The sequence below is a fragment of the Hominimerdicola alba genome, from assembly GCF_900109655.1.
GTDB classification, from domain to species: Bacteria; Bacillota; Clostridia; order Oscillospirales; family Ruminococcaceae; genus Hominimerdicola; species Hominimerdicola alba_B.
Window position 1 is genome coordinate 142,678 of record NZ_FOAT01000002.1, and the last position, 22,190, is coordinate 164,867.

21 protein-coding genes are annotated in these 22,190 nt (G+C 47.1%); 9 read left to right on the forward strand and 12 right to left on the reverse strand.

Annotated elements, in window-relative coordinates; genetic code table 11:
- Nucleotide 1: 1 nt before the first annotated feature.
- The 4 genes from BMY75_RS02725 (at nt 2) to BMY75_RS02740 (ending at nt 4,315) form a co-directional block, all read left to right on the forward strand.
- Nucleotides 2–1,411: a V-type ATP synthase subunit B gene (locus tag BMY75_RS02725; RefSeq protein ID WP_074829356.1), complete on the forward strand. Its 1,410-nt coding sequence runs from the start codon at nt 2–4 to the stop codon at nt 1,409–1,411.
- A gap of 333 nt (nt 1,412–1,744) precedes the next feature.
- Nucleotides 1,745–2,392, forward strand: a complete 648-nt coding sequence (locus tag BMY75_RS02730) for a V-type ATP synthase subunit D (RefSeq protein WP_074829359.1) — start codon at nt 1,745–1,747, stop codon at nt 2,390–2,392.
- Nucleotides 2,389–2,982 (forward strand): HdeD family acid-resistance protein, encoded by a 594-nt coding sequence (locus BMY75_RS02735; RefSeq protein ID WP_074829362.1) that lies wholly within the window; start codon nt 2,389–2,391, stop codon nt 2,980–2,982. The genes BMY75_RS02730 and BMY75_RS02735 overlap by 4 nt, the downstream gene beginning before the upstream one ends.
- A gap of 139 nt (nt 2,983–3,121) precedes the next feature.
- Nucleotides 3,122–4,315, forward strand: coding sequence for a DHHW family protein (locus tag BMY75_RS02740; protein ID WP_074829365.1), 1,194 nt, complete (start codon nt 3,122–3,124; stop codon nt 4,313–4,315).
- Between the two features lie 55 nt (nt 4,316–4,370).
- Here BMY75_RS02740 and BMY75_RS02745 read toward each other — a convergent pair whose 3' ends face one another.
- From BMY75_RS02745 to BMY75_RS02760, 4 genes are all read right to left on the reverse strand, one after another.
- Complete coding sequence (locus tag BMY75_RS02745; protein ID WP_074829368.1) at nt 4,371–5,384, reverse strand: diacylglycerol/lipid kinase family protein; 1,014 nt, start codon at nt 5,382–5,384, stop codon at nt 4,371–4,373.
- 454 nt (nt 5,385–5,838) lie between these two features.
- Entirely contained in the window at nt 5,839–6,342 is a 504-nt protein-coding gene (locus BMY75_RS02750) for a hypothetical protein (protein ID WP_074829371.1), read from the reverse strand.
- Between the two features lie 279 nt (nt 6,343–6,621).
- A complete protein-coding gene (locus BMY75_RS02755; protein ID WP_074829374.1) occupies nt 6,622–7,053 on the reverse strand; it encodes a GNAT family N-acetyltransferase in 432 nt (143 codons plus the stop codon).
- Between the two features lie 357 nt (nt 7,054–7,410).
- A complete protein-coding gene (locus tag BMY75_RS02760; protein WP_074829376.1) occupies nt 7,411–9,492 on the reverse strand; it encodes a glutamine synthetase III family protein in 2,082 nt (693 codons plus the stop codon).
- Nucleotides 9,493–9,871: 379 nt separating this feature from the next.
- Here BMY75_RS02760 and BMY75_RS02765 point away from each other — a divergent pair, with 379 nt between their 5' ends.
- The 3 genes from BMY75_RS02765 to BMY75_RS02775 all read left to right on the forward strand — a co-directional run bounded on the left by BMY75_RS02765 (nt 9,872) and on the right by BMY75_RS02775 (nt 12,739).
- Nucleotides 9,872–11,620 carry a hypothetical protein gene (locus BMY75_RS02765; RefSeq protein WP_074829379.1) on the forward strand — a complete coding sequence of 583 codons (1,749 nt, stop codon included), beginning with the start codon at nt 9,872–9,874 and terminating at the stop codon, nt 11,618–11,620.
- 234 nt (nt 11,621–11,854) lie between these two features.
- Nucleotides 11,855–12,382 (forward strand): nitroreductase, encoded by a 528-nt coding sequence (locus BMY75_RS02770; protein ID WP_074829382.1) that lies wholly within the window; start codon nt 11,855–11,857, stop codon nt 12,380–12,382.
- Nucleotides 12,383–12,397: 15 nt separating this feature from the next.
- Complete coding sequence (locus BMY75_RS02775) at nt 12,398–12,739, forward strand: phenylpyruvate tautomerase MIF-related protein (RefSeq protein WP_074829384.1); 342 nt, start codon at nt 12,398–12,400, stop codon at nt 12,737–12,739.
- Between the two features lie 63 nt (nt 12,740–12,802).
- On the opposite strand, the gene queF is transcribed toward BMY75_RS02775, so the two are convergent.
- The 5 genes from queF to queD are packed head-to-tail and all read right to left on the reverse strand — an operon-like array spanning nt 12,803 to nt 15,659.
- Entirely contained in the window at nt 12,803–13,300 is a 498-nt protein-coding gene (gene queF, locus BMY75_RS02780) for a preQ(1) synthase (protein ID WP_037288311.1), read from the reverse strand.
- Nucleotides 13,301–13,302: 2 nt separating this feature from the next.
- The gene (queC, locus tag BMY75_RS02785; protein ID WP_074829388.1) at nt 13,303–13,989 is read right to left on the reverse strand and encodes a 7-cyano-7-deazaguanine synthase QueC; all 687 of its coding nucleotides are present in this window, start codon (nt 13,987–13,989) and stop codon (nt 13,303–13,305) included.
- Nucleotides 13,990–13,997: 8 nt separating this feature from the next.
- On the reverse strand, nt 13,998–14,558 hold the full coding sequence (gene folE, locus BMY75_RS02790; RefSeq protein ID WP_170844234.1) for a GTP cyclohydrolase I: 561 nt from the start codon (nt 14,556–14,558) through the stop codon (nt 13,998–14,000).
- 2 nt (nt 14,559–14,560) lie between these two features.
- Nucleotides 14,561–15,235, reverse strand: coding sequence for a putative 7-carboxy-7-deazaguanine synthase QueE (gene queE / locus BMY75_RS02795; RefSeq protein ID WP_074829395.1), 675 nt, complete (start codon nt 15,233–15,235; stop codon nt 14,561–14,563).
- Nucleotide 15,236: 1 nt separating this feature from the next.
- On the reverse strand, nt 15,237–15,659 hold the full coding sequence (queD, locus tag BMY75_RS02800) for a 6-carboxytetrahydropterin synthase QueD (protein WP_074829398.1): 423 nt from the start codon (nt 15,657–15,659) through the stop codon (nt 15,237–15,239).
- 398 nt (nt 15,660–16,057) lie between these two features.
- Here queD and BMY75_RS02805 point away from each other — a divergent pair, with 398 nt between their 5' ends.
- The gene (locus BMY75_RS02805; RefSeq protein ID WP_074829402.1) at nt 16,058–19,030 is read left to right on the forward strand and encodes a sensor domain-containing protein; all 2,973 of its coding nucleotides are present in this window, start codon (nt 16,058–16,060) and stop codon (nt 19,028–19,030) included.
- 64 nt (nt 19,031–19,094) lie between these two features.
- On the opposite strand, the gene BMY75_RS02810 is transcribed toward BMY75_RS02805, so the two are convergent.
- The 3 genes from BMY75_RS02810 to BMY75_RS02820 form a co-directional block, all read right to left on the reverse strand.
- Nucleotides 19,095–19,304, reverse strand: coding sequence for a DUF1858 domain-containing protein (locus BMY75_RS02810; protein ID WP_074829405.1), 210 nt, complete (start codon nt 19,302–19,304; stop codon nt 19,095–19,097).
- Nucleotides 19,305–19,438: 134 nt separating this feature from the next.
- Complete coding sequence (gene rbr / locus BMY75_RS02815) at nt 19,439–20,032, reverse strand: rubrerythrin (RefSeq protein ID WP_242940150.1); 594 nt, start codon at nt 20,030–20,032, stop codon at nt 19,439–19,441.
- Between the two features lie 23 nt (nt 20,033–20,055).
- The gene (locus BMY75_RS02820) at nt 20,056–21,393 is read right to left on the reverse strand and encodes a PepSY1/2 domain-containing protein (RefSeq protein ID WP_074829411.1); all 1,338 of its coding nucleotides are present in this window, start codon (nt 21,391–21,393) and stop codon (nt 20,056–20,058) included.
- A 367-nt stretch (nt 21,394–21,760) separates the two neighbouring features.
- On the opposite strand from BMY75_RS02820, the gene nrdD reads away from it, so the two are divergent.
- Nucleotides 21,761–22,033: an anaerobic ribonucleoside-triphosphate reductase gene (nrdD, locus tag BMY75_RS02825; RefSeq protein ID WP_024858331.1), complete on the forward strand. Its 273-nt coding sequence runs from the start codon at nt 21,761–21,763 to the stop codon at nt 22,031–22,033.
- The last annotated feature ends 157 nt before the right edge of the window (nt 22,034–22,190 follow it).

A 22,190-nucleotide genomic window follows, 5' to 3' on the forward strand; every position in this document is an offset into this window, starting at 1 on the left:
GTTGAATATAAAATATATTGGTCTCAGCGAGATAAACGGACCTCTGGTCGTTCTCGATAAATGTAAGAACGTAAGCTATGACGAGATAGCCGATATCGAGCTGGATAACGGCACTCACCGTCTGGCGCGTGTTGTTGAGGTATACGAGGATAAGGCGGTATTGCAGGTATTTGAGGGCACAAAGGGGCTCTCGCTGAAAAATACTACCACAAGCTTTGAGGGCAGACCTATGGAACTCCCTCTGGGCGGTGAAATGCTGGGACGTATCTTTAACGGCGCAGGCAAGCCTATCGATGGTCTCGGCGAGATAGTTGCTGAGGAGTACCGCGATATCAACGGCGAACCTTTGAACCCCGTATCAAGAGTGTACCCAAGAAACTATATAAATACAGGTATTTCGTCCATAGACGCACTCATGACCCTTATCAGAGGTCAGAAGCTGCCTATATTCTCGGGCTCGGGTCTTTCTCACAATAAACTGGCTGTGCAGATAGTCCGTCAGGCTAAGATAGCCGACGAAGCAGGTCAGGATTTCGCAGTAGTATTTGGCGCCATGGGCGTTACCAATGACGTTGCCGATTACTTCCGCAGAAGCTTTGAAGAAACAGGCGTTCTCCAGAGAGTTGCCATGTTCCTCAACCTGTCGAATGACCCTATAATCGAGCGTATACTTACCCCCAGATGCGCACTGACCTGCGCTGAATATCTGGCGTTCAAGAAGAATATGCATATCCTCGTTATACTGACGGATATGACTTCATATGCAGAAGCTCTGCGTGAGTTCTCCTCTTCAAAGGGCGAGATTCCCGGAAGAAAGGGCTATCCGGGATACCTCTATTCCGACCTTGCTTCCATCTATGAAAGAGCGGGCATCGTTAAGGGTGCTAACGGTTCTGTTACCCAGATACCGATACTCACAATGCCTAACGACGATATCACCCACCCTGTCCCCGACCTTACGGGATATATCACCGAGGGTCAGATAGTTCTGGACAGAAACCTGGATGCTACGGGCATATACCCCGGTGTTGCCATACTTCCCAGCCTTTCAAGACTTATGAAAGACGGCATAGGCGAGGGCTATACCAGAGAAGACCACCAGATGTGCGCTAACCAGCTGTTTGCGGCTTATGCAAAAGTTCAGGACGCGCGTTCGCTGGCTTCCGTTATCGGTGAGGAAGAACTTACTGCGGCGGATAAGGCATACCTTAAATTCGGTGAGCTTTTCGAGGAGCACTTCATCAATCAGGGCTTTGAGACTAACCGTTCAATAGAAGAGACTCTTGATCTTGGTTGGGCACTGCTTTCAACACTGCCGAGGAATGAGCTTGACAGAGTTGATGACGAGCATCTGGATAAGTTCTATAACCATGAAGAAGCCGAGCGCAAATTCAAGACGCAGAGCAAGTAAGAGCCGAAAAGGGTAGTCGGACTAAGGTGAAATAACGCGGGGCGACCCGTCCACCGCACTCCAAGCATGAATGAAAATCAAAATGTTCCACGTGGAACATTTGTTTGAGATCCAAAAGGGAGCGGATACAACTGCAACCGATCGTATGCGACCGCATCCCAACGTATCCAATGGCTCGACCCGACAGCGGCGGCAAGGCTAACCAAAATCGTCCAAAAATAAGACGGTCAGATAAGACCGCCAAAATTTAGGACAGAATACAGAATTCAAAAAAATAATGACACAAACAGATCTGTGTCATAAAAAACGACACCACGAAAGGGGGCGGAACAAATGGCTGTACAGCAGGTGTTCCCGACAAAAGGTAACCTGATAGCAACTAAGAAAAATCTTCAGCTGGCGGCACTGGGCTATGAACTGCTCGACAGGAAAAGAAATATCCTTATACGCGAGATAATGACGCTGGTAGAAAAAGCCAAGGAACTCAGAAGCTCCATCGAAGATACCTATAAGGAAGCCTATGAGATGCTGAAACTGGCGAATATGTCAATGGGCGTTATAACCCCCTATGCCGAATGTATGCCTATAGAGGACGGTATCGAGCTTTCCTCAAAAAGTGTTATGGGCGTGGAGCTTCCGCAGGTCATTTACCACGAAACTCCCCGTGAAGTCTGCTATGGATTCGCAAGAACTGATTCTCAGCTGGACAGGGCTTTTCTAGCCTTTGAAAAAGTTAAAAGGCTGACAGTGACCCTCGCCGAAGTTGAGAACAGCATCTACAGACTTTCCGTGGCAATAAAGAAAACACAGCGCAGAGCAAATGCGCTGCAGAATATCATAATCCCCCGCTATACCGATACTGTGAAGTTCATCGCGGATTCTCTGGAAGAAAAAGACAGAGAGGAATTCTCGCGAATGAAAGTCATAAAGGCGGTAAAGCTGAAGAAAGAAACCGAAAACAACGGAGAGGGACAACAATGAATAAAATGAAAAAAATACTAGGCAACTTTACGGTGCTTTCTCTTTTCTGCATCGTGATGGGTGTGGCGCTGATAATCAGACCCGATCTGTTTACAAGGGTTGTAGGTCTTATAGTTGGCGGTATAATCACTACAATGGGCGCAGTTGCACTGATGAGGTACTTTATACGTACCAAGACCGACCCCGATAACGCAAGCGGTCTTGTAAGCGGAGTGGTACTTATCGTCGCAGGCGTGTTCGTCATGGTAAGACCCGATTTTATCCCGAAAGTTATAGCTTTCGTGTTCGGTGCCTATATGCTGATAAGCGGCATAACCAATATACAGGGCGCTATGAACCTGAGAAAGAACAGCAGCACACGCTGGACAAAAGCAATGGTCTCCGCAGTGCTGACAACACTGGCTGGTCTGCTGCTGGTCATCAATCCTATAATAGCTGTTGATTTTGCATTCAGACTTATGGGCGTTTGCCTGCTGATATCGGGACTTTCCAACATCACAGGCACACTGCTGACAGGTGGCAATAAGCAGGATCCTGATATCAGATTTGATAACAGGGATAACGGACAGAATTTTATTGATATCAACTAATGCAAAAAGCAGTCCTTCGCGGGCTGCTTTTTTATTTTGTTAATTATGCAAAACTGACGTACTGTGGTATTGACATCAGGGGCTGTTCTGTGATATACTATAATTTGTCATGAATATGTTTTTTAGGAGCGTGTTATAAATGAAAATTAAGATATTTGCAGCCTGCTCAGCCGCCATGATGATGCTTGCGGGCTGTGGAAATACCATCGGGCAGAATAAGGACATGGTGGTTGACCCGAAGCCCAAGACCACCGAAGCTGTGCCAACAATAGATGAGGACAGCGCTGAGTCTGAAAAGCCCGAAGAATCTACTGAATCCGCCGCTGACGATAAGAAAAAGGACGATAAAAAGACCTCGAAGGCTACTACCACAAAAGCCCCCGAGACTACCACCAAAGCCGTTACTACCACTGCTGAGCCCGAAATGGGTACCTATGAGTACTTCAACGGCTGTATACTGGCGAATTCAGGCACATCGCAGGTTCGCGCTATGGAGGAGTACTATTATAACTCCGAGAACGGCAGATATCTGGCGGACTGTGTTGATGTATACGCTGACAGCGTGGGAAGCGGTGTAAATACCTACCTGATGATGATACCCACTTCGCAGGAATTCTATATCCCCGACGACCTCAGGGGCAGCTACCCCGACCAGAAAGAATGTGCCGATGAGGTGTATTCCATGATGACTTCGGGCAAGAGCGTGCCAATAAATTCCACACTTGAAGACCACAAGGGTGAGTATCTCTACTCCCGCAGTGACTACCACTGGCAGCCATTGGCAGCCTACTACGCTTCAAAGGTGTTCGCTGAAAAGGCAGGAGTGTATTTCTCAGCACTGGACACTTATGAGAAAGTTGAGCGCGAGGGCTATCTTGGCGCGTTCTACTCTGTGAACGGCATATATCCTCTTGAGGACGCACCAGATACCTTCACTTACTACAAGCCTGCAAATCTGGATTCACTGAACGTGCTTTTTCACGATACCTATTTCGGCGAGGGTGTACAAAGTTCTCTGTTCTTTGAGGACAACGACATCTCCGCAAGCTATACCGTATTTGTGGGTACAGACGATACTATACTTGAAGTCGATACCGATGTTGACAACGACAGAGTGCTTGTGATATTCAAGGACAGCTACGGCAACGCCCTTGTGCCTTTCCTGACATCCTCATTCTCGAAGATTTACCTCTGCGACAACAGATTCTTCAATATCAACTCCGTTGATTTTGCGAAAGAGGTCGGTGCAACAGATGTGCTTTTCGCCCTTGGTGCGGCATCGTCCAGCAGTTATGACAAGATATCTTTGATAGAATCAAATATGAACCAGTAAAAAATAGACCCGTCCGACGGATATTGCCTGTCGGACGGGTTTTTACTATATCTTATTAGTTGTCTTCATCGGTAAGAGATTCTGTCTCGTGGGTCTTGAAGTATTCCTCGGCGCTCAGCTTCAGCAGACGTTCTGCGGGGGCTTGCAGGCGCACGAATTCCTGCTCGGCGGTTATGGCATTGAAGCCTATTTTCAGGCGTATAGCTTGTTTCAGGTTCAGTATATCCACATCGTCATGCACACCGCCGGATTCACCGTCGAGAGCCCATGCGAGAGGCTGTTTGCTCTTTATTTTCAGGTGAGATGTTTTGAATGTTACAAAGTTGGGTCCTGTCAGCTTGTTAATAGCCGCCTCAGCAAGGATGCTACTGAGTTCGATGGCATTGTTTGGCGTTCTGATAAGGCAGACCTCGAACAGACCGTCATCATAGCAAACGCCGTCCTGTATGAAATTCTTCATGCCTGCGATGCTCTGGGAATTGGAAATAAGACCCAGTGCAAAACTGCCTTCGATTACCTCGCCGTCGTGCTCGATAGTGAGGTCGTAACCTCTTATCTCGTTGATTCGGCGCAGAGCCTCAACAATATAAGCCACATGACCGAAGCGGTTCTTGTACTCCTGTGGAGTTTCGTAGGATACCGCAGTAAATGCGCCGAACGCCGCCACATATACGAAATTCTTGTTGCCATTGAACAGACCGATATCGTAATCGAAGAATACACCCTTTGCGATGGCATTTGCACAGTCAACGGGCTTGTTTGGCAGCCCCAAAGACATACCAACATCGTTTGTAGAGCCTGTGGGGATATATCCCAGAGGTACTTTCTTATCCAGCGGGATAAGTGCGCTTACAGCTTCGGAAAGCGTGCCGTCGCCGCCGCTTGCCAGTATAAGGTCGTAGTTGTGGGCATCTTCTCTTATCTTGCGCTCGCCGTCCCCTGAACACTGGGTAGGGTAGACCGTAACATCAAAGCCCTCTTTGGTAAAGATATCAACGATATTGAAAAGCTCGTTCTTTATCTGACCTTTACCTGCAAAGGGGTTGAATACGAAAAGCAGTTTTTTCATTTGTTCCTCCGATAGATGTAATATTGTTCTCTGAAAGTATGTTTTCCCGAAGCGGCGGGGTGATACGTCCGTCCCGCCGTATACACGGATATTTTTTTATTTGATATTTTAATTTTATCACGCCGCTTTTTTCTTGTCAATACCCTTTGTGTTAATAAACCTTGCTTATGTTAGCTAAGCCGATGTTTTTAGTTCACCTAGCATGATAACAGATACATCACAAAAAGACCCGTCAGGGGATATCCCCCGACGGGCTTGCCGCTTATGACCGAGCTTCTGCGGCGGAAGCTTTCCTGACGTTCACCGGTTTTGTAAAAAATCAGAGAAAACATTGTACCTTACTAAATAACGGATAACAAAAATAATAACCAATAACCTATACCATGTACCTGATCTCTGTACTCATAAAAGAATAAATCTTTTTTGGGAACGTCAGCGGGATATCAAGCCTTTATCAAGGCTCGAATTCCATTGTTACCGTGCTGTTGACCAAGTCAAGAGCAGTCTGCAGTTTTGCCAGGGTGTTACGAGCATTTTCGTAATCAGCCTTTGCCTGGGCAGGGTCGTAGTTGGTGTATGTGTAGTCGATGATATTATTGTAGTTGCTTGAAGTGCATCTGCGCTTTGGCAGTACGTTCCTCATGGCGAACAGCTTGGTTATACGTGCATTCAGCTGAGGTATGTACACCAGCACCTGGTCTATGGTCATATCGAACCCGGGGACTTCGGTGGTGCAGTTGAATACATTCACGGTGTGTTTCAGCTTTCTTATCTTTCTGTCCAGCTCCTCCAGCTGTGCCTGAGTAGACGCGTAGTCGTATTCGGGACGCAGTTCGTCGGGGTCTTCGCCCACAGCTGCGTTGTACTCCTTGCCGTTGCGCTCTGCTATGCAGAGATTATTATATTCATCGGTGTATCCTCTCAGGATCTTAGCTGCTTCAGCAGATGTTATTTTCATACTATCTCCTCCTCGGTGATATTCTCGTCTGAGGTCTCCCTCGTTGTTTTCTGTACTGATTATACCACACCTAACCGAAAATATCAACTAAAAAAATCTGCGATGCTGTGTTGTTAAATATGGTTATCCTTCTGACACTTCACACTGAACCGTCTTTTGACGGGCAAGATCAATAGTCGGCGGTATTCTTCGCCGCGCCGAAATGCGGATAGCCATAAAGAAATTTTGCCCCCGAGCGTTGAAAGGCGCTCAGGGGCATTATGATAAATCATAATTTGTCTATTTGCTTAGTACACAATTGTATCGGACAGCAACTCCATCAGGATATTCAACTACGATTCTTTCCTCGGCAAAGCCACACTTACGGTAGAATCCGATCGAATCATCGTCCGTTTGTGCTTCTATTCTTTCCAAATCCTCTGATTCCATTATATATTGGAGCATATTGCTGCCGATTCCTTTACGACGGTCTTTTTCAGATACAGCTATTCCAATGATTTCCGCTACAGCATCTGATAGTTTCAGAATAATCATTCCTGTTTTCACACCTTGATTCTCGCATACATATACACTCACAAATGGGGCGTTTAACAAATCTTCCATTTGTTTTTTGAAGTCCTCATATGTCGGATGGTGCATACACGAAGCATAAATCAAGAATGCCTCTTTTGAAAGGATCCAGTCTTTATCATCATATAACATTACGTTCATTAATAGCCTCACAAATTCCAATCTATCTTAATAACAATTATAGCACACGATTTTTGCTCTGTCAAATCGATCGTAAAAAGACTTCTTTATAGTGCCCCGCCTTCGGCAGGTGGAAGAATACATCTCAAATATATATTATATGGTTATACCGCTGACACACCAAATTTATTTGTGTTATATCGGAACTTGAAATACTTGGTGGATATCCTTTCCCCCGCTGCAGGCGGGGGAAAGGATATCATCAACACGATAGTTTATTGTTATATATCGCTTTGGAGTGGTGTACTAAAGGGATAGCCGTAAACAAAAAGAGTGCATGAGGAACGATGCCTCATACACTCTTGTATACGTAATTGATTATTTAACGTAGAACAGCAGCTGACCGTATGTGGGATAAGGCCAGTACTTCTCACCTACCAGAGTTTCGATCTCATCAGCGGAAGCTCTCAGCTCGCCCATAGCAACGAATACGGTATCGTGATAGTAGTTAGCAAGTGCTTCAACATCGTCGATATCCTTTGCCTTGATCTCTGCTTCTTCCAGTGCGGAAAGTCTGCGGTAGGTCTGTGAAGCCAGTGCGGAAAGTCTCTTTACAAGATCGTCCTCGAAAGAGGTATCTGCGCCGCATTCCTTAGCCAGTGCGGAAGTCTGTGCAAGCTCCTTGATATAGGTAGCAACAGCAGGCAGGATATCCTTCTTAGCCATATCTATCATGGTCAGAGCTTCGATGTTGATTGTCTTGCAGTATTCGTCCAGCAGTATCTCAACTCTTGATCTCAGCTCGGTCTCGCTGTAAACATTGTACTTCGAGAACAGCTCAACGTTCTTGGGTGCGAGATATGTGGGTATAGCCTCGGGGGTGCTCTTCAGGTTCAGCAGACCTCTCTTCTCAGCCTCAGCTACCCAGTCAACAGAATAGCCGTCGCCGTTGAAGATGATGTTCTTGCTTTCCTTGATGGTGTTCTTGATGAGGTCGTCCAGTGCGTCCTGAAAATTATCAGCCTTTTCAAGAACATCTGCGAAATCGTCCAGTACCTTTGCAACGATGGTGTTGAGTACTGTATTGGGACCTGCGCAGGAAAGTCTTGAACCGGGGCTTCTGAACTCGAACTTGTTGCCTGTGAAAGCAAAAGGAGAAGTTCTGTTTCTGTCGGTAGTATCCTTAGCGAAGTGAGGAAGAACGTCAACGCCGATCTCCATCTCAACGTGCTCGCCCTCATACTTGTAGCCGTTAACGATGGAATCCAGAACACCTGTCAGCTCATCGCCGAGGAATATGGATATTATAGCGGGAGGAGCTTCGTTAGCGCCCAGTCTGTGATCGTTGCCCGCAGTTGCTACGCAGGCTCTAAGTACGTCCTGATAATCAAACACTGCCTTGATAACAGCAGTCAGGAACAGCAGGAACTGAGCATTCTCCGCAGGGGTCTTGCCGGGTTCGAGAAGATTGATGCCTGTATTTGTTGAAAGCGACCAGTTGTTGTGCTTGCCCGAACCGTTGATGCCTGCAAAAGGCTTTTCGTGGAGCAGGCACTTGAAGCCGTGCTTTCTTGCAGTACGCTTCATGATCTCCATGGTCAGCTGATTGTGGTCGGTAGCGATATTTGTAGTGCCGTAGATGGGAGCAAGCTCGTGCTGTGCGGGAGCGACCTCGTTGTGCTTGGTCTTGGCATGGATACCCAGTCTCCATAGCTGTTCGTCCAGATCCTTCATATAAGCGGCAACTCTTGTCTTGATAGTACCGAAGTAGTGATCTTCAAGCTCCTGACCCTTGGGTGCGGGTGCGCCGAAGAGAGTTCTGCCTGTGAAGATCATGTCCTTTCTGTGAGAATACATCTCTCTGTCAACAAGGAAGTATTCCTGCTCGGGACCTACGTTGGAGATAACTCTTGTAGCATCGGAACCGAAGAGCTTCAGTACTCTCAGTGCAGACTTGTTGATAGCTTCCATAGATCTCAGCAGGGGAGTTTTCTTATCCAGTGCTTCACCGTTGTAGGAGCAGAAAGCTGTAGGTATGCAGAGGGTCTTTTCCTTTATGAAAGCGTAGGAAGTAGGATCCCATGCGGTATAACCTCTTGCTTCAAAAGTAGCTCTCAGTCCGCCTGAGGGGAATGAGGAAGCATCAGGCTCGCCCTTTACCAGCTCCTTGCCCGAGAATTCCATAATAACATGGCCGCCCTCGGCAGGTGTGATGAAGCTGTCTAGCTTTTCAGCAGTAAGACCTGTCATAGGCTGGAACCAGTGAGTGTAATGTGTGCAGCCCTTTTCAACTGCCCAATCCTTCATGGCATTTGCAACGATGTTAGCAACATCGGGTGCTAGCGGATCGCCGTAGTCCATAGTCTTTTTCAGTGCTTTGTAAGTTGCCTTGGGCAGCTTTTCTCTCATTACCGATTCATTGAATACATCTGAGCCAAATATCTCGGGTACGCTTATCATAATTATCCCTCCAGAATAATAAAAAGCGCTGCGGACTAAGCGTCCACAGCGCCATTGCTGTTAACAAATATGAGTATACACCGATATCTCCGATTTGTCAAGAGGTTTTTTGATTTTCAGCCAAAAGGACAAAAGGTCGGAATTTTATGGTATTTATTTGGTGCAAAGGGCTCAAATCGGTTTGGATGAGAATGTGTGCGGCTGCATACTGTCGCATATTCTTGTATCGTTTGGCTTGTCCGTGAATTTCACCTATTTTACATTGACACCGGGGGCAAAATGTGGTATCATACAGATAACGATGAGGGGATGTCACCCATAATAAAAAACGGACATCGTACAACAGAAAAAGGTTTGAGTTACAAAGGGGAGGACACCCATGACAAAAAACATTATTGTAACAGACGAAAACGGCAAAGTGATCGGCACCACCTACCCTAAAAGGGCGGCGGGGCTTGTAAAGAACGGTCGGGCAGAGTATGTCAGCGACTGTGAGATAAGACTGATATCTGCTCACGCTCCGACCGCAGAGATAAACACGGAGGAACAACAGATGAGCAAGATAATAGAATTTGATGCGAGAAAATTCGCGTTTGACAAAAGCTGCCGCTCCAATTCGGGGCTGCGCACATTTATAACCCTTTCACTCGGTACTGCCGAGGTTTGGGAGATAGGCGACCATGACAGGCACAGGTCGCAGATAATAAGCAGAATGAAGCTGCAAAAGTTCACCGATTATACATTCAGATTTGCTATGGTTGGCGGACATAACGAGGACGGGGACGAAGTCTCGCTGGTGAACATTTTCCCCGAAAACAGATGGGACGACAGGCTGACTTTTGCCCTGGATAAGAACCGCTACGAGCCTGTTATCAGCAAGCGTGACAAAACAGGTCTGCTGAGAGTTTTCGAACTGCCTTTCAACTCTGAAAGCGCCGAGGACTGGTGTATCGTCATCACTCAGGAGAAAGCACCTGCAAAGTTCATAGCACCTCTGTCCGTTGAAGCCTATGCAGGGCTTGAAAATATGACATATCAGCAGTGGATCAATGAGAACGGCAAAAAGCGCGGGTTCTTCAGCCGAGATACTTCAAGCAAGGACAGCGGATTCATCTTCCGTGACCCATTTGCAGGCGGAAGTCCTTTCAGGAAGCTGATAGATATGGCAAAGCAGGGTGCTGATGTTGACAACATCATCGAAAAGGCGAGAAAAGGTTTCGACATCGAAAGCCTTATCGAGCAGGTAAAGCAGGGTATAGACCCTGACGGAGAACTGTTCGGCGGTGATAAGAGCGCTCCCGATTATGTGGATAACGGCAGTGATAACGCAGGCGGTTTCACCACAGGTTCGGACGGCATGAACATCACCTGCACAGCCCTTGATATCAACGAGAGCGAGTTTGCTGAAAAGCTTTTGCAGATAGGCAGCGGCTGCACTTTCAGAATGAACGAGGTAACTATCCGCCCTTGCGATGACCGCAGCTGCATGATGATAGGCAGTCCCACAGCGGGCAGTACCCTTTCATTTGAAAACATGACCATGACGGCTTATGCCCTCTCGATGGTGATGGCAAAGGTGGGCAGCGGATGCAGTGTGACTTTCACCAACGTGAAGATAACTGCTGACGGCGTTGATTCCATGATAGATGCAGACAACGATGCAGGCAGGATAAAGTTCGTGCTTACCAACGTTACACTGCCCAAGCAGGCGCTTGACCTCATCTATTCCAAGATAAAGACAGGCAGCACTATAACCGCCAACAACATTTCTTCCACATTTACTGCGCCCTCCTCGGGTGAGCAGGAAAAGCCTGCGGCTGAAAAGGTCGAAAAGGCAGAGAAGACTGTACAGCCTGAAAAGGAAGAAGCCCGCGGCGGGTATTTCTTCAAGGATATGCTGAAAAGCACTATTGAGAACGCGGCAGAGAGCTTCAATACTTTCGGCGAGATCATGCGCAAGGCTGAGAACAACATCTCAAATGCCATAGATGATTTTGTGAATGATAAGCCCGAAGCACCCAAGGCTGAGGAAACTCCAAAGCCTTCTGAGACATCGGCTGATCCCTCAGAAGCTCCCGAAGAAAAGGAAGCGGCTGAGACGGATACTGAGAGCGGCGAAGAAGAGTAATAAAACAGCATATTAATATCCGTATACAAAGTTTTGTCCCGAAGCATTTAAACGTGCTTTGGGGCATTTTTTTATGCTGAGATTTGTTGTGGTAGCCGGATATTGGCTGTGGCGTACCGCCGTTTTTTTACACAAATTATGACCTCGTATTTCGTGCATTCAGCCGATAGATGAAAACCCCATAAAAGTGATATAATATATAGGTAAACCATTGAACTAAAAGGAGGCAGTAACATGAGCGAAGTAATGGACAAGATAATCTCCAGAAGAAGCGTCAGGGCTTTCACCGACGAAATGCCCACCGAGGAACAGCTGGAAACTATCCTGAAAGCTGGAACTTTCGCCGCTACGGGTATGAACAGGCAGTCACCGATAATGATCTGTGTGACCGATAAAAAGGTGCGCGATGAGCTTTCAGCAATGAATGCCCGCATTATGGGCAAGGACGAAAGCTTTGACCCTTTCTACGGCGCACCAGCTGTTATAATAGTACTTGCTGACAAGAGCGCAAGCACGTATATCTACGATGGCAGCCTTGTTATGGGAAATCTCATGCTGGCAGCCCACGATGTTGGTCTGGGCAGCTGCTGGATACACCGCGCCAAGGAAGAATTTGAATCCGAAGAGGGCAAAGCACTGCTGGCAAAACTTGGCATTACAGGTGATTACGAGGGCATAGGCCACTGTGTTGTAGGCCACATCAAGGGCGACTACCCCGCAGAAAAGCCCCGCAAGGAAAACTATATATACTATATTAAATAATAGGAGGTCTTTAATATGCCTTTCATCAACATCAAAACCAACGCAGCGGTTTCCGCTGAAAAGGAAGACAGCATCAAAACAGCTATGGGTCAGGCGATAACCGCTATACCCGGCAAGTCCGAAAGCTGGCTCATGGTAGGTATCGAGCCTGAGTATAAGCTGTGGTTCAAGGGTACTTCCGACCCTGCCGCAATGGTACAGGTAAGCATCTACGGCACTGCTGACAGGTCTGCCAAGAACAAGCTCACAGGTAAGATATCTGAGATAATCGGTGACGAGTTAGGCATAAGCCCCTCGCGTATATATGTAAGCTACACCGATACCCCCGACTGGGGCTGGAACGGCGCTAACTTCTGATATTTCTGGGTAAATACAAGACCCCCGTGTTCTGGGATCAGAACGCGGGGGTATATTTTTAGATCATCTGTTGTTTACAAGCTCGGGATACATATCATGCTGTGCAAGTCTCTGCCATGCAAGCTCTTCCCATTTTGTGCCCTTTATGCCGTAGTTGCAGTAAGGGTCGATGGAAATGCCGCCGCGGGGCAGGAATTTTCCCCATACCTCGATGTACTTAGGCTCCATCAGCTTTATGAGGTCATTCATGATGATATTCACGCAGTCCTCGTGAAAATCGCCATGGTTGCGGAAGCTGAACAGATACAGCTTCAGCGATTTGCTCTCCACCATTCTCTCAGCGGGGATGTATGAAATATAAATAGTCGCGAAATCAGGCTGACCCGTTATGGGACAAAGGCTTGTGAATTCGGGGCAGTTGAACTTCACGAAGTAATCACGGTCGGGGTGCTTGTTAGGGAAAGTTTCCAGTACCTCGGGAGCGTAGTCCGCGCTGTACTTTGTGTTATTGTTACCAAGCAGAGATATGCTGCCTCTTTCGTTTTCTGTTCTGCCTGCCATGTTCATTCTCCTTTCAGCAGAGGGTCTGTAAGTCCGTTAGCCTCAAAAGCCGCCGTCCTGTCGATGCAGGTACCGCACTTTCCGCAGGGCTTGCTGCCGCCCTCGTAGCAGCTCCATGTAAGTTCATAAGGCACACCAAGCTCGGTGCCCATCTTCACAACGTCAGCCTTTGTAAGACCTACAAAGGGCGCTTCGATATGCACCTGTTCGCCGCTGCCGAGGGTTATTGCCCTGTTCATGGCGTCGTTGAAGTCCTGCGAGCAGTCGGGATAAGCATTGCCAGCCGCATCGTCAGCGTGGGCGCCGTAGTAGATGACCCCGCAGTCAAGGGATATTGCTATGCTTGCCGCCGAAGCCAGGAAAAGTCCGTTGCGGAAAGGTACATAGGTGGAAACAGGCTTGCCTTCGGTGTGGGTCAGCTGTTCGGCATAGCTTTCGTGAGGTATCTCCTTATCCGAATTTGTCAGCAGTGAGCAGTCAGAATCCGCGAAGATAAGCGCAAGGTCGAGAGTTTTCAGCGTTACACCGTAATATGCGGCAACATCCTGCGCCGCCTTTATCTCCTTGTCGTGCTTCTGTCCGTAGAATACAGAAAGGGCTCTGACGTTCTCTTTACCGTGTTTTTTTATGGCGAGAGCAAGACAGGTGGCGCTGTCAAGTCCGCCGCTCAATAATACCAATGCTTTCATATCGCACCTCAGTCAAGTGATCTTTTAAGGTCGCTGTCAGTTTTGAATGCACCGAGATATGTGCGTGTCTCGGTGTGGGAGGAGGTGTTTTTGATACCTCTTGCCGTCATACAGCTGTGGCAGCCTGTTATCTTTACGCCCACATCGGGAGTTCCTGCCGCTTCGGAGATTATCTCCGCGATATCTCTGCCCAGTCTTTCCTGCAATTGCAGACGCTTAGCAGCCATCTCGCAGATACGTGCAATCTTACTGAGCCCAAGTACCTTTCCGCGTGGGATATAGCTCACATTCACGGTCATATCATACATCAGCGCCATATGGTGTTCGCAGTAGCTGAACACGGTGATGTCTTTCATGATGATGGCTTCCTCGGCGCCGATATCTTCGGCAGTAAAGGTCTTGCCGAACATCTCGGCTATCTCGTGGTTTGTATAGGCAGTACCCTCCAGCACTTCCGAAAGCATATTCGCTACGCGGGCAGGAGTATCTTTAAGACCCTCTCTTTCAGGGTCTTCGCCTATGGCTTCAAGCAAGCCTTTTATGTGAAACATTATCTTTTCCTTATCCATTTTCAGACCCCTCTCTCATTTGGATCCCATATAAACTTATGAAGCTGTAATTGCAGGTTCACCCTGCCCAGCTTCTTTTCTTTCATGAACTCCACCATGTCCTTAGGCTCTATCCGCCCGAAAACAGGGCTTAGATATACCTTGCATACAGGCTTGTACCTATCCAGCACCAATGCCGCTTGTTCAAGATCTTCCCTTGATGCGCACACGAATTTCAGTGTGTCGCTGTTTTTCAGCTGAGAAAGATTCTCAAGGCACATACGGCTTTCCATACCGCTGGAAGGCAGTTTGTAGTCCATAGTGAACTCGGGACGCACCTTGCATTTTTCAGCCACAGGCGCTATCGCCACCGAACCGTTTGTTTCTATCTCAACATCTATACCGATATCGTTCAGTGCGTTTATCAGCTCTGCGATATCATTCTGCAAAAGAGGTTCGCCACCTGTAAGGGTCACGCGGTGGAGACCATATTCATCTGCCGCAGACTTTGCAATATCCGCCAGTTGGCTTACATTCTTTTCGGTATATGCCACATCTGCGCTGTTAGCCCACTTGGTATCGCACCAGTCGCACTGAAGATTACAGCCCGCAAATCTCATGAACAGCGCCAGTTCACCCGCGAACCTGCCCTCGCCGTTTATGCTCACGAAGCTTTCCACAAGCTTGAATGTACCCATGTCATTCACCCTCGTAATACGCGCAGTTTTCGGGAGTTTCATATACCGTTATCCTGCTGACTGCAAATCCCTGCGCTGCCAGCATATCATAAAAATGCTTAGCCAGATTTTCGGCAGTAGGTCGGAAATCCACTTCTATAAGGGAGAAACCCTCCTCAGCAAGTGCCACAAGGGTAGCCGCTTTAAGACTGCCTTTTTCATATATGAGCGTATGGTCGAAAGAATCAGCCAGACCGCGTACAGCATTTTTAAGGTCGCCGAAATCTATGAGCATACCGCGCTTTTCTCCCGCCTGCTGTAACTCGCTGCCATATATCTCAGCTTCGATCTTCCAGCTGTGCCCGTGTATATTAGCGCATTTTCCGTTGTATCCTGCAAGAAAATGTGCGCTGTCAAAATGTGCTTCAGTTTTGAGATGATACATTTTATCCTCCAAAAAAATAATGCGTCCGCAAAAAAATGCAGGCGCACAGAATATCAGCATGAGCCATAAGACCCAAGCGAATACCGTTATGTGCCCTGGTTTTGATTTTATGCCGTTGCCGACATATGACAGGATGGCGCAAGCGAACTGTCGGGATACATTATAACACCATTATTTCCCAAAGTCAAGGCATTTAACGGAAATTTTACGTATATTCGCAAGTTTTAACTTCAAACGGAAAATTTGAACAAAATATTAAGTTATATTTATTAATTTTATCAAAATCATTGACATACAATGTAACGTCTGTTATAATATAATAAACAGCTTCTGTGAAGTGTGATAAAATTTATGTAATGTCACGACTTTAGCAACGATTGACAGCGAGGTGAGATGTAATGGAGAGATATCGCTTTACTGATAATGAACGTGCTTTGATGGAAAAAGCCGATATCCCCTTTGCAATATACCAGTTTATAGATAAACGTGTAGTCACGCTGATACTCTCAAAGGGTTTTTGCGACCTTTTCGGCTACGATGATCCTGAAAAGGCTTACTACGATATGGATCACAATATGTACAAGGATACTCACCCCGATGACACAGGGCGCATTGCTGATGCGGCTTACAGATTTGCTACCGCTGACGCTGCCGGATATGATGTAGTATACCGTTCAAAGGCAAAAGACGGCGAGAGTTACAATATCATACACGCCCAGGCAAAGCATATACAAACGGATACGGGCGTACGTCTGGCACAGGTGTGGTATACCTATGAAGGTGTTTGCTGCGGAAATGAAGCGAGCGCATCTCTTCTGACCGATTCATTCAATACAGCGCTGTACAAAGACAGTTCCCTGAAAGCCAGCTACTACGATCATCTTACCGGTCTGCCAGGCATGACATACTTCTTTGAACTTGCTACCTACAAAAGAAAAGTGATCGAACTGGACGGCGGCACGCCTGCAATGCTGTATATGGATTTCAGCGGCATGAAGTACTATAACCACAAATTCGGTTTTGCTGAGGGTGATAAGCTCCTGCAGGCATTTTCGCGGGTGCTGGCTAAGCATTTCGGCAATGAGAACACCAGCCGTCTGGGACAGGATCATTTTGCAGTCATAACAAAAGCTGAGGGCATTGAAACAGAGCTCAAATCCCTTTTTGAGGAATGTGCCGCCATGGAAGATGTGCAGACACTTCCCGTACACGTAGGCATATATAAGCACTGGTTCGATGGCATAGTTGCAAGTATGGCGTGCGACAGAGCCAAGTTTGCCTGTGATACGCTGAAAAACCTCTATTCTTCCGAATTCAGCTACTACGACATGAAGATGAAGGATGCCGAGGAAAGACAGCAGTACATCATCGCAAACCTGGATAAGGCAATAGAGGAACGCTGGATAAAGGTGTACTATCAGCCAATAGTCCGTGCCGTTAACGGCAGGGTATGCGATGAAGAAGCTCTGGCAAGATGGATAGACCCCGTAATGGGCTTTATGTCCCCCGGTGATTTCATTCCTGTGCTGGAGAATCATAAACTGATATACAAGCTGGATCTTTTTGTGGTGGAGTGCGTTTTACAGAAGATTAAGACTCTTTCGGGGGCAGGACTGAATCTTATGCCACAGTCCGTGAACCTTTCGCGCTCTGATTTCGACAGCTGTGATATCGTAAGCGAGATATGCCGCCGCGTTGACAAGGCGGGGATAGATCACAGTATGCTGACGATAGAGATAACCGAGAGCGTGCTGGGCGATGATTTTGATTTTATGAAAAAACAGGTTGAGCGATTCCGTGCCCTTGGTTTCAGGGTATGGATGGACGATTTCGGCAGCGGTTATTCCTCACTGGATATGCTGCAGAGTATGCCCTTCGACCTGCTGAAATTTGATATGAGATTCATGCAGCAGTTCAACAACGGACCTAAGTCCAGGATAATGCTGACGGAGCTGCTGAGAATGGCGAACGCCCTGGGACTGGATACTGTCTGTGAAGGCGTTGAAACAGAGGAACAGGCTAAGTTCCTGTTGGAGGCAGGCTGCGCAAAGCTTCAGGGATATTATTACCAGAAGCCCATACCTGTTGAGAAGATACTGGAAAAATACGCTCTGGGCATACAGATCGGTTTTGAAGAACCGGAACAGTCCCAGTACTACGATATCGTGGGCAGGATAAGCCTTCATGATATATCCTCGGTGGCACAGGGCGATAATGTCAGTCTGGATAAGTACTTTGATTCTATGCCCATGGCAGTCATAGAGGTTAAAGGAAATGGTCTTGTGCGCTTTACACGTTCAAACAGTTCGTACAGAGAGTTCATGCACAGAAATTTTGGTATGCAGATAAGTGATAATGCTTTCAACTACGGTGAGACCACCCTTGATGAAAGATCGCCTTTCCTGAAAGCTCTGCTTAATTGCCGCAATGACAGGAATACTTTCATGGTAGATGAGCAGATGGGCAGTGTGACTGTTCATTCATGTATGCGCAGGATAGCGGTGAATCCCAATGGTACATACGCGGTTGCAGTGGCTGTGCTTTCGGTAAGGGACAACAGCAATGGTACTACTTATGAAAACATCGCAAGGGCGCTGGCAGCGGATTTTACCAGCCTTTACTATGTTGATCTCAGAAATGATGAGTTCGTGGAATACAGCTCAAAACGAGGCGAGGACGAACTTGCACTTGAAAGACACGGCAAGGATTTCTTTGCCGCCAGCCGCGCTGATGCCGTGAAGATACTGTACAGTGAAGATGCAGATAATTTCATAGCAGTGTTCACCAAGGAGAACGTTCTGAAAAAACTGGACGAGCAGGGAACTTTCACCATAACCTACAGGCAGATGTCAGATCGCGAGCTCGTTTACATGAGCCTGAAAGTTATGCGTATGCAGCATGATCCGGACCATATCATAATCGGTACACGAAATGTGGATCAGCAGATGAAACAGAACCAGATGCTGGAGCAGATACGTCGCAATGAGGCTGTATTCTCCCGCATGATGGCGCTTTCGGGCGACTATATATGCCTGTATACCATCGACCCGGTGACAGAGGATTACGTGGAGTACAGCGCCACTAATATGTACAAGGGCTACGGTCTTAAAAAACGCGGCAAGGATTTCTTCAAGGCAGGCAGAGATACCTGCCATAAGGTCATTTACAGTGAGGAAGACTGCGAGAGATTCAGAAGTCAGTTCACTAAAGAGAACGTGATGAACTGTGTCGAAAAGGACGGAAGCTTCACGATAAAGTACAGTATAACCACCCCCGACGGACCGATGTCAGTAGTCGCAAGGGCGGCAATGATACGTGAAGAGGGCGGCAAAAAGCTGGTTTTCGGTGTAAAAAAGGCAGCTGTGACATGATGCTGACAAAATAAAAAACGGCTGTGACGGTATGATATCCGCCGCAGCCGTTTTGTTTTCGATATCAAGCCTTTGCTGCAAAATGAGCGTTGAGCTTTTCTACCAGAGCATCAGCATCTGTGCCGTGAACAGCACAAGCCTCCTTGATAGTCTCGCCTCTTGAAGCGGGGCAGCCCAGACAATGCATACCTATTTCAAGAAACAGGGGAGCAACGTCAAAATCTGTATCGAGGATATCGCCGATAACCGTATCCTTAGTTACTGAATATGCCATTATGAATTCCTCCTTTTGGGTTTTGATATATTATAACATATATTTCCGGAAAAGTAAAGATGCCCCGAGATAAAAATTGGATTATTTCGGTATACTTTAGAGTTTGTTCATAACAGCTGCGTTTCAGGCAGGATTCAGATGCTGCTGTCCATGCCCCATTCGGTCATTTTCAGGCGGATATAATAGCCCTGAGGCACATTACATACGGGGCACTGTTCGGGTGGCTGAGTGCTTGTCATAATAAAGCCGCAGTTCATGCACACCCATACTTCCTCATTGTCAGAGCTGTAAAGCTGTCCGAGGCGGATAAGGTCAGCGAAAGCGGAAAACCTTTCGGCGTGGGCGTTCTCTATCTTTGCGATGTTCTCAAAGCTCCGTGCGATATCGGCAAAACCCTCTTCGCGGGCTGTACGGGCGAATTCGGGGTAGATATCTCCGGATTCATGGCGCTCGTCCTCGGCAGACAATTCGAGCATGGTAAGAAGATCATCGCTGATATCAACAGGGTAGTCACCGCAGACCTTTATCTGCTGTCCCGAGAACTCCTTTAAATAATCATAAAACACCTGGGCGTGTGCCCTCTCCTGCTCGGCTGTAAAGCGGAAAAGCTCCGAAACTGCGTAGTCCTGAGATGCGAATTTCCTCTGGGCGAAGGTGTACCTGTTACGCGCCTGACTTTCACCCGCAAACGCCCTCATGAGATTTTCCTCGGTTTTTGAATTTGCCATATCCATAATTTTTTCTCCTTTCATCAGATGGTCAGTGTGCCGTTTTCGTTTTCTTCAAGAAGAAGTACCTGCTCCTCTTTAGCGGTGACAGCGTTTATATACACCAGCACTTTGCGGCCGTTTCCTGCCCGACAGGTGTATTCGTAGCAGAGGACTTCTCCGCCGCCATCGGTGGGTATCACCGCTGTGCGGCTGCTGATAACGCTGAGTTTCGGTGAGACTTCCTCTTTCGCTCTCAGCACCGAACACAGCTTGTCATTGTATTCTCGTTTATGATGGTTGGTAAGAAATCCGCGGGCATCGTAGCCCAGTATATCGCCGTTATCCATCGCCACCGAGACTTTCACAAGGTCGGGATAGATACGTTTGCCGAGGTCGCTGTAGCAGAAATTCACCGTCATCACGTTGTTCTGTATCTCGTAGTAGGTCATCTCCATGGAGAGTATCCCAAGCTGGTCGAGGTATTCCTCCGCTTTCTCAACAGCCGTATCCTTAGCGAGCTTCGAGGCATCGACATTTCTCATATTCAGAAAATACGAGATATATCCGCCGTTTTTCGTCACCTCGCAGAACACTCCGTCATCATCGTCCGAGAACCTCCAAGCGGGCATCTTTCCGCCTACCTCCGAACTTTGGGTTAGGTCGGAAAGGTTGATATCCAGCGCCATTGCCGCCCTTTGCAGGCAGTAGTCCCTGTCCACTTCTTCGGCATTTTCGGTCATTCGGGGTGTTTGTTCGAGAATATTATCGGAGAACGGTCCGTCATATATAAGCTTGGGATAATCGTCAAAACTGCTCTCAAAATCAGTGAACCCCTCGGTGACATGGGGCGGTTCTTCGTCTGCCATAAAGCCTTCAGCACGCTCAAAGCACAATTCTCCGCAGGCGACTTCGCCCTCAAGCTCCCACAGCCTGTCACTCAGTGTTTTTGAAAAACTGCAAAGCTTCGAGATACTGCTGTATTCCTCTGCGGTGAGCTTTTCGCCGTTTTGAAGCTTTTTTGACAGCGACATCGAATAATTACCCACTTGTGACAGAAATTTATTGGTGTTTTCAAGATCCATCTGACCCACAGGGAGCCTTGCAAGTGCTGATTTTGCCGCAGAAGCTTCACGGCAGAGGTCAGCGGCAAGTGCCTGCTGTACCTGACCCGAACCGGAATACAGCTGTTTTTCAAGCACGTTGGTGATATCTTCGCAGCTTCCCGCCAGCTCTTCAACGGCGGCAGTATAGGAATTGTTAACCGCCCGCTGAGCAGATTCGGCACGTTTCATCAGCATGATGTTCTTTACCGAAAGCGCCGTGACAGCCGCGAATGATATCAATGATAGTTTGATAAGTCCTCGTTTTGTGATAGACAAAAGCATCAGTCCTTTACATAATTTACGGTTAGTATGGCTGTAAACAGGCTGAATATACACTTTACGAAGACACATATGCCATTTTGCAAACACACCTGCCATCAGACACAATATCTGGTATCCGACTATGTGCCTATCTTCAAATCGTAGATTTTTTAACAATGCCCCGCAGTCACCCGAAACTCCGCGCTATCACCGCGGATGAACTTACGTATCATACAAAAATATGAACCGTCATTCGTGAACTCTGCCAAAAAATACACTGTGTTATTGTGCATATTTAATCGATTAAGTGCTTGACAAATACAACATCTTGTGCTATGATTATATACGCAGTACAACATAATGAAGAAAAGAGGAATGTTCCATGATAAACGTAAATGTTAAGAACGGTGAGCTTACCGAAGAAGAGAAGCAGGCATATATTTCCAGAGCACATGACCTTTATCCCGGTAAGGCTATTGATTCCATAGATATTTCACTTGACGGCGATTATGCTGAAGTGGACTACCATTTCTCTGCTGTACCTTTCCAGAGGATAAGAAGGATCACAGGTTATCTGGTCGGCACTCTCGATCGTTTCAATGATGCTAAGCGCAGTGAAGTTGAAGACAGAGTTAAGCACGGCGTTGTTAGCTAAGAACTTTTAATTTTAATAATTTGTTTTTTATTGTCAGAAGCCGTTCCGTTAACGCGGGACGGCTTTTTTCTGTCATTTTGTATATACTTGCTCATTTCGGGAAAAATATAAATGTAAATAATTTGTAAAGGGTGTTGACATTCGGGAGAAAGTGTGG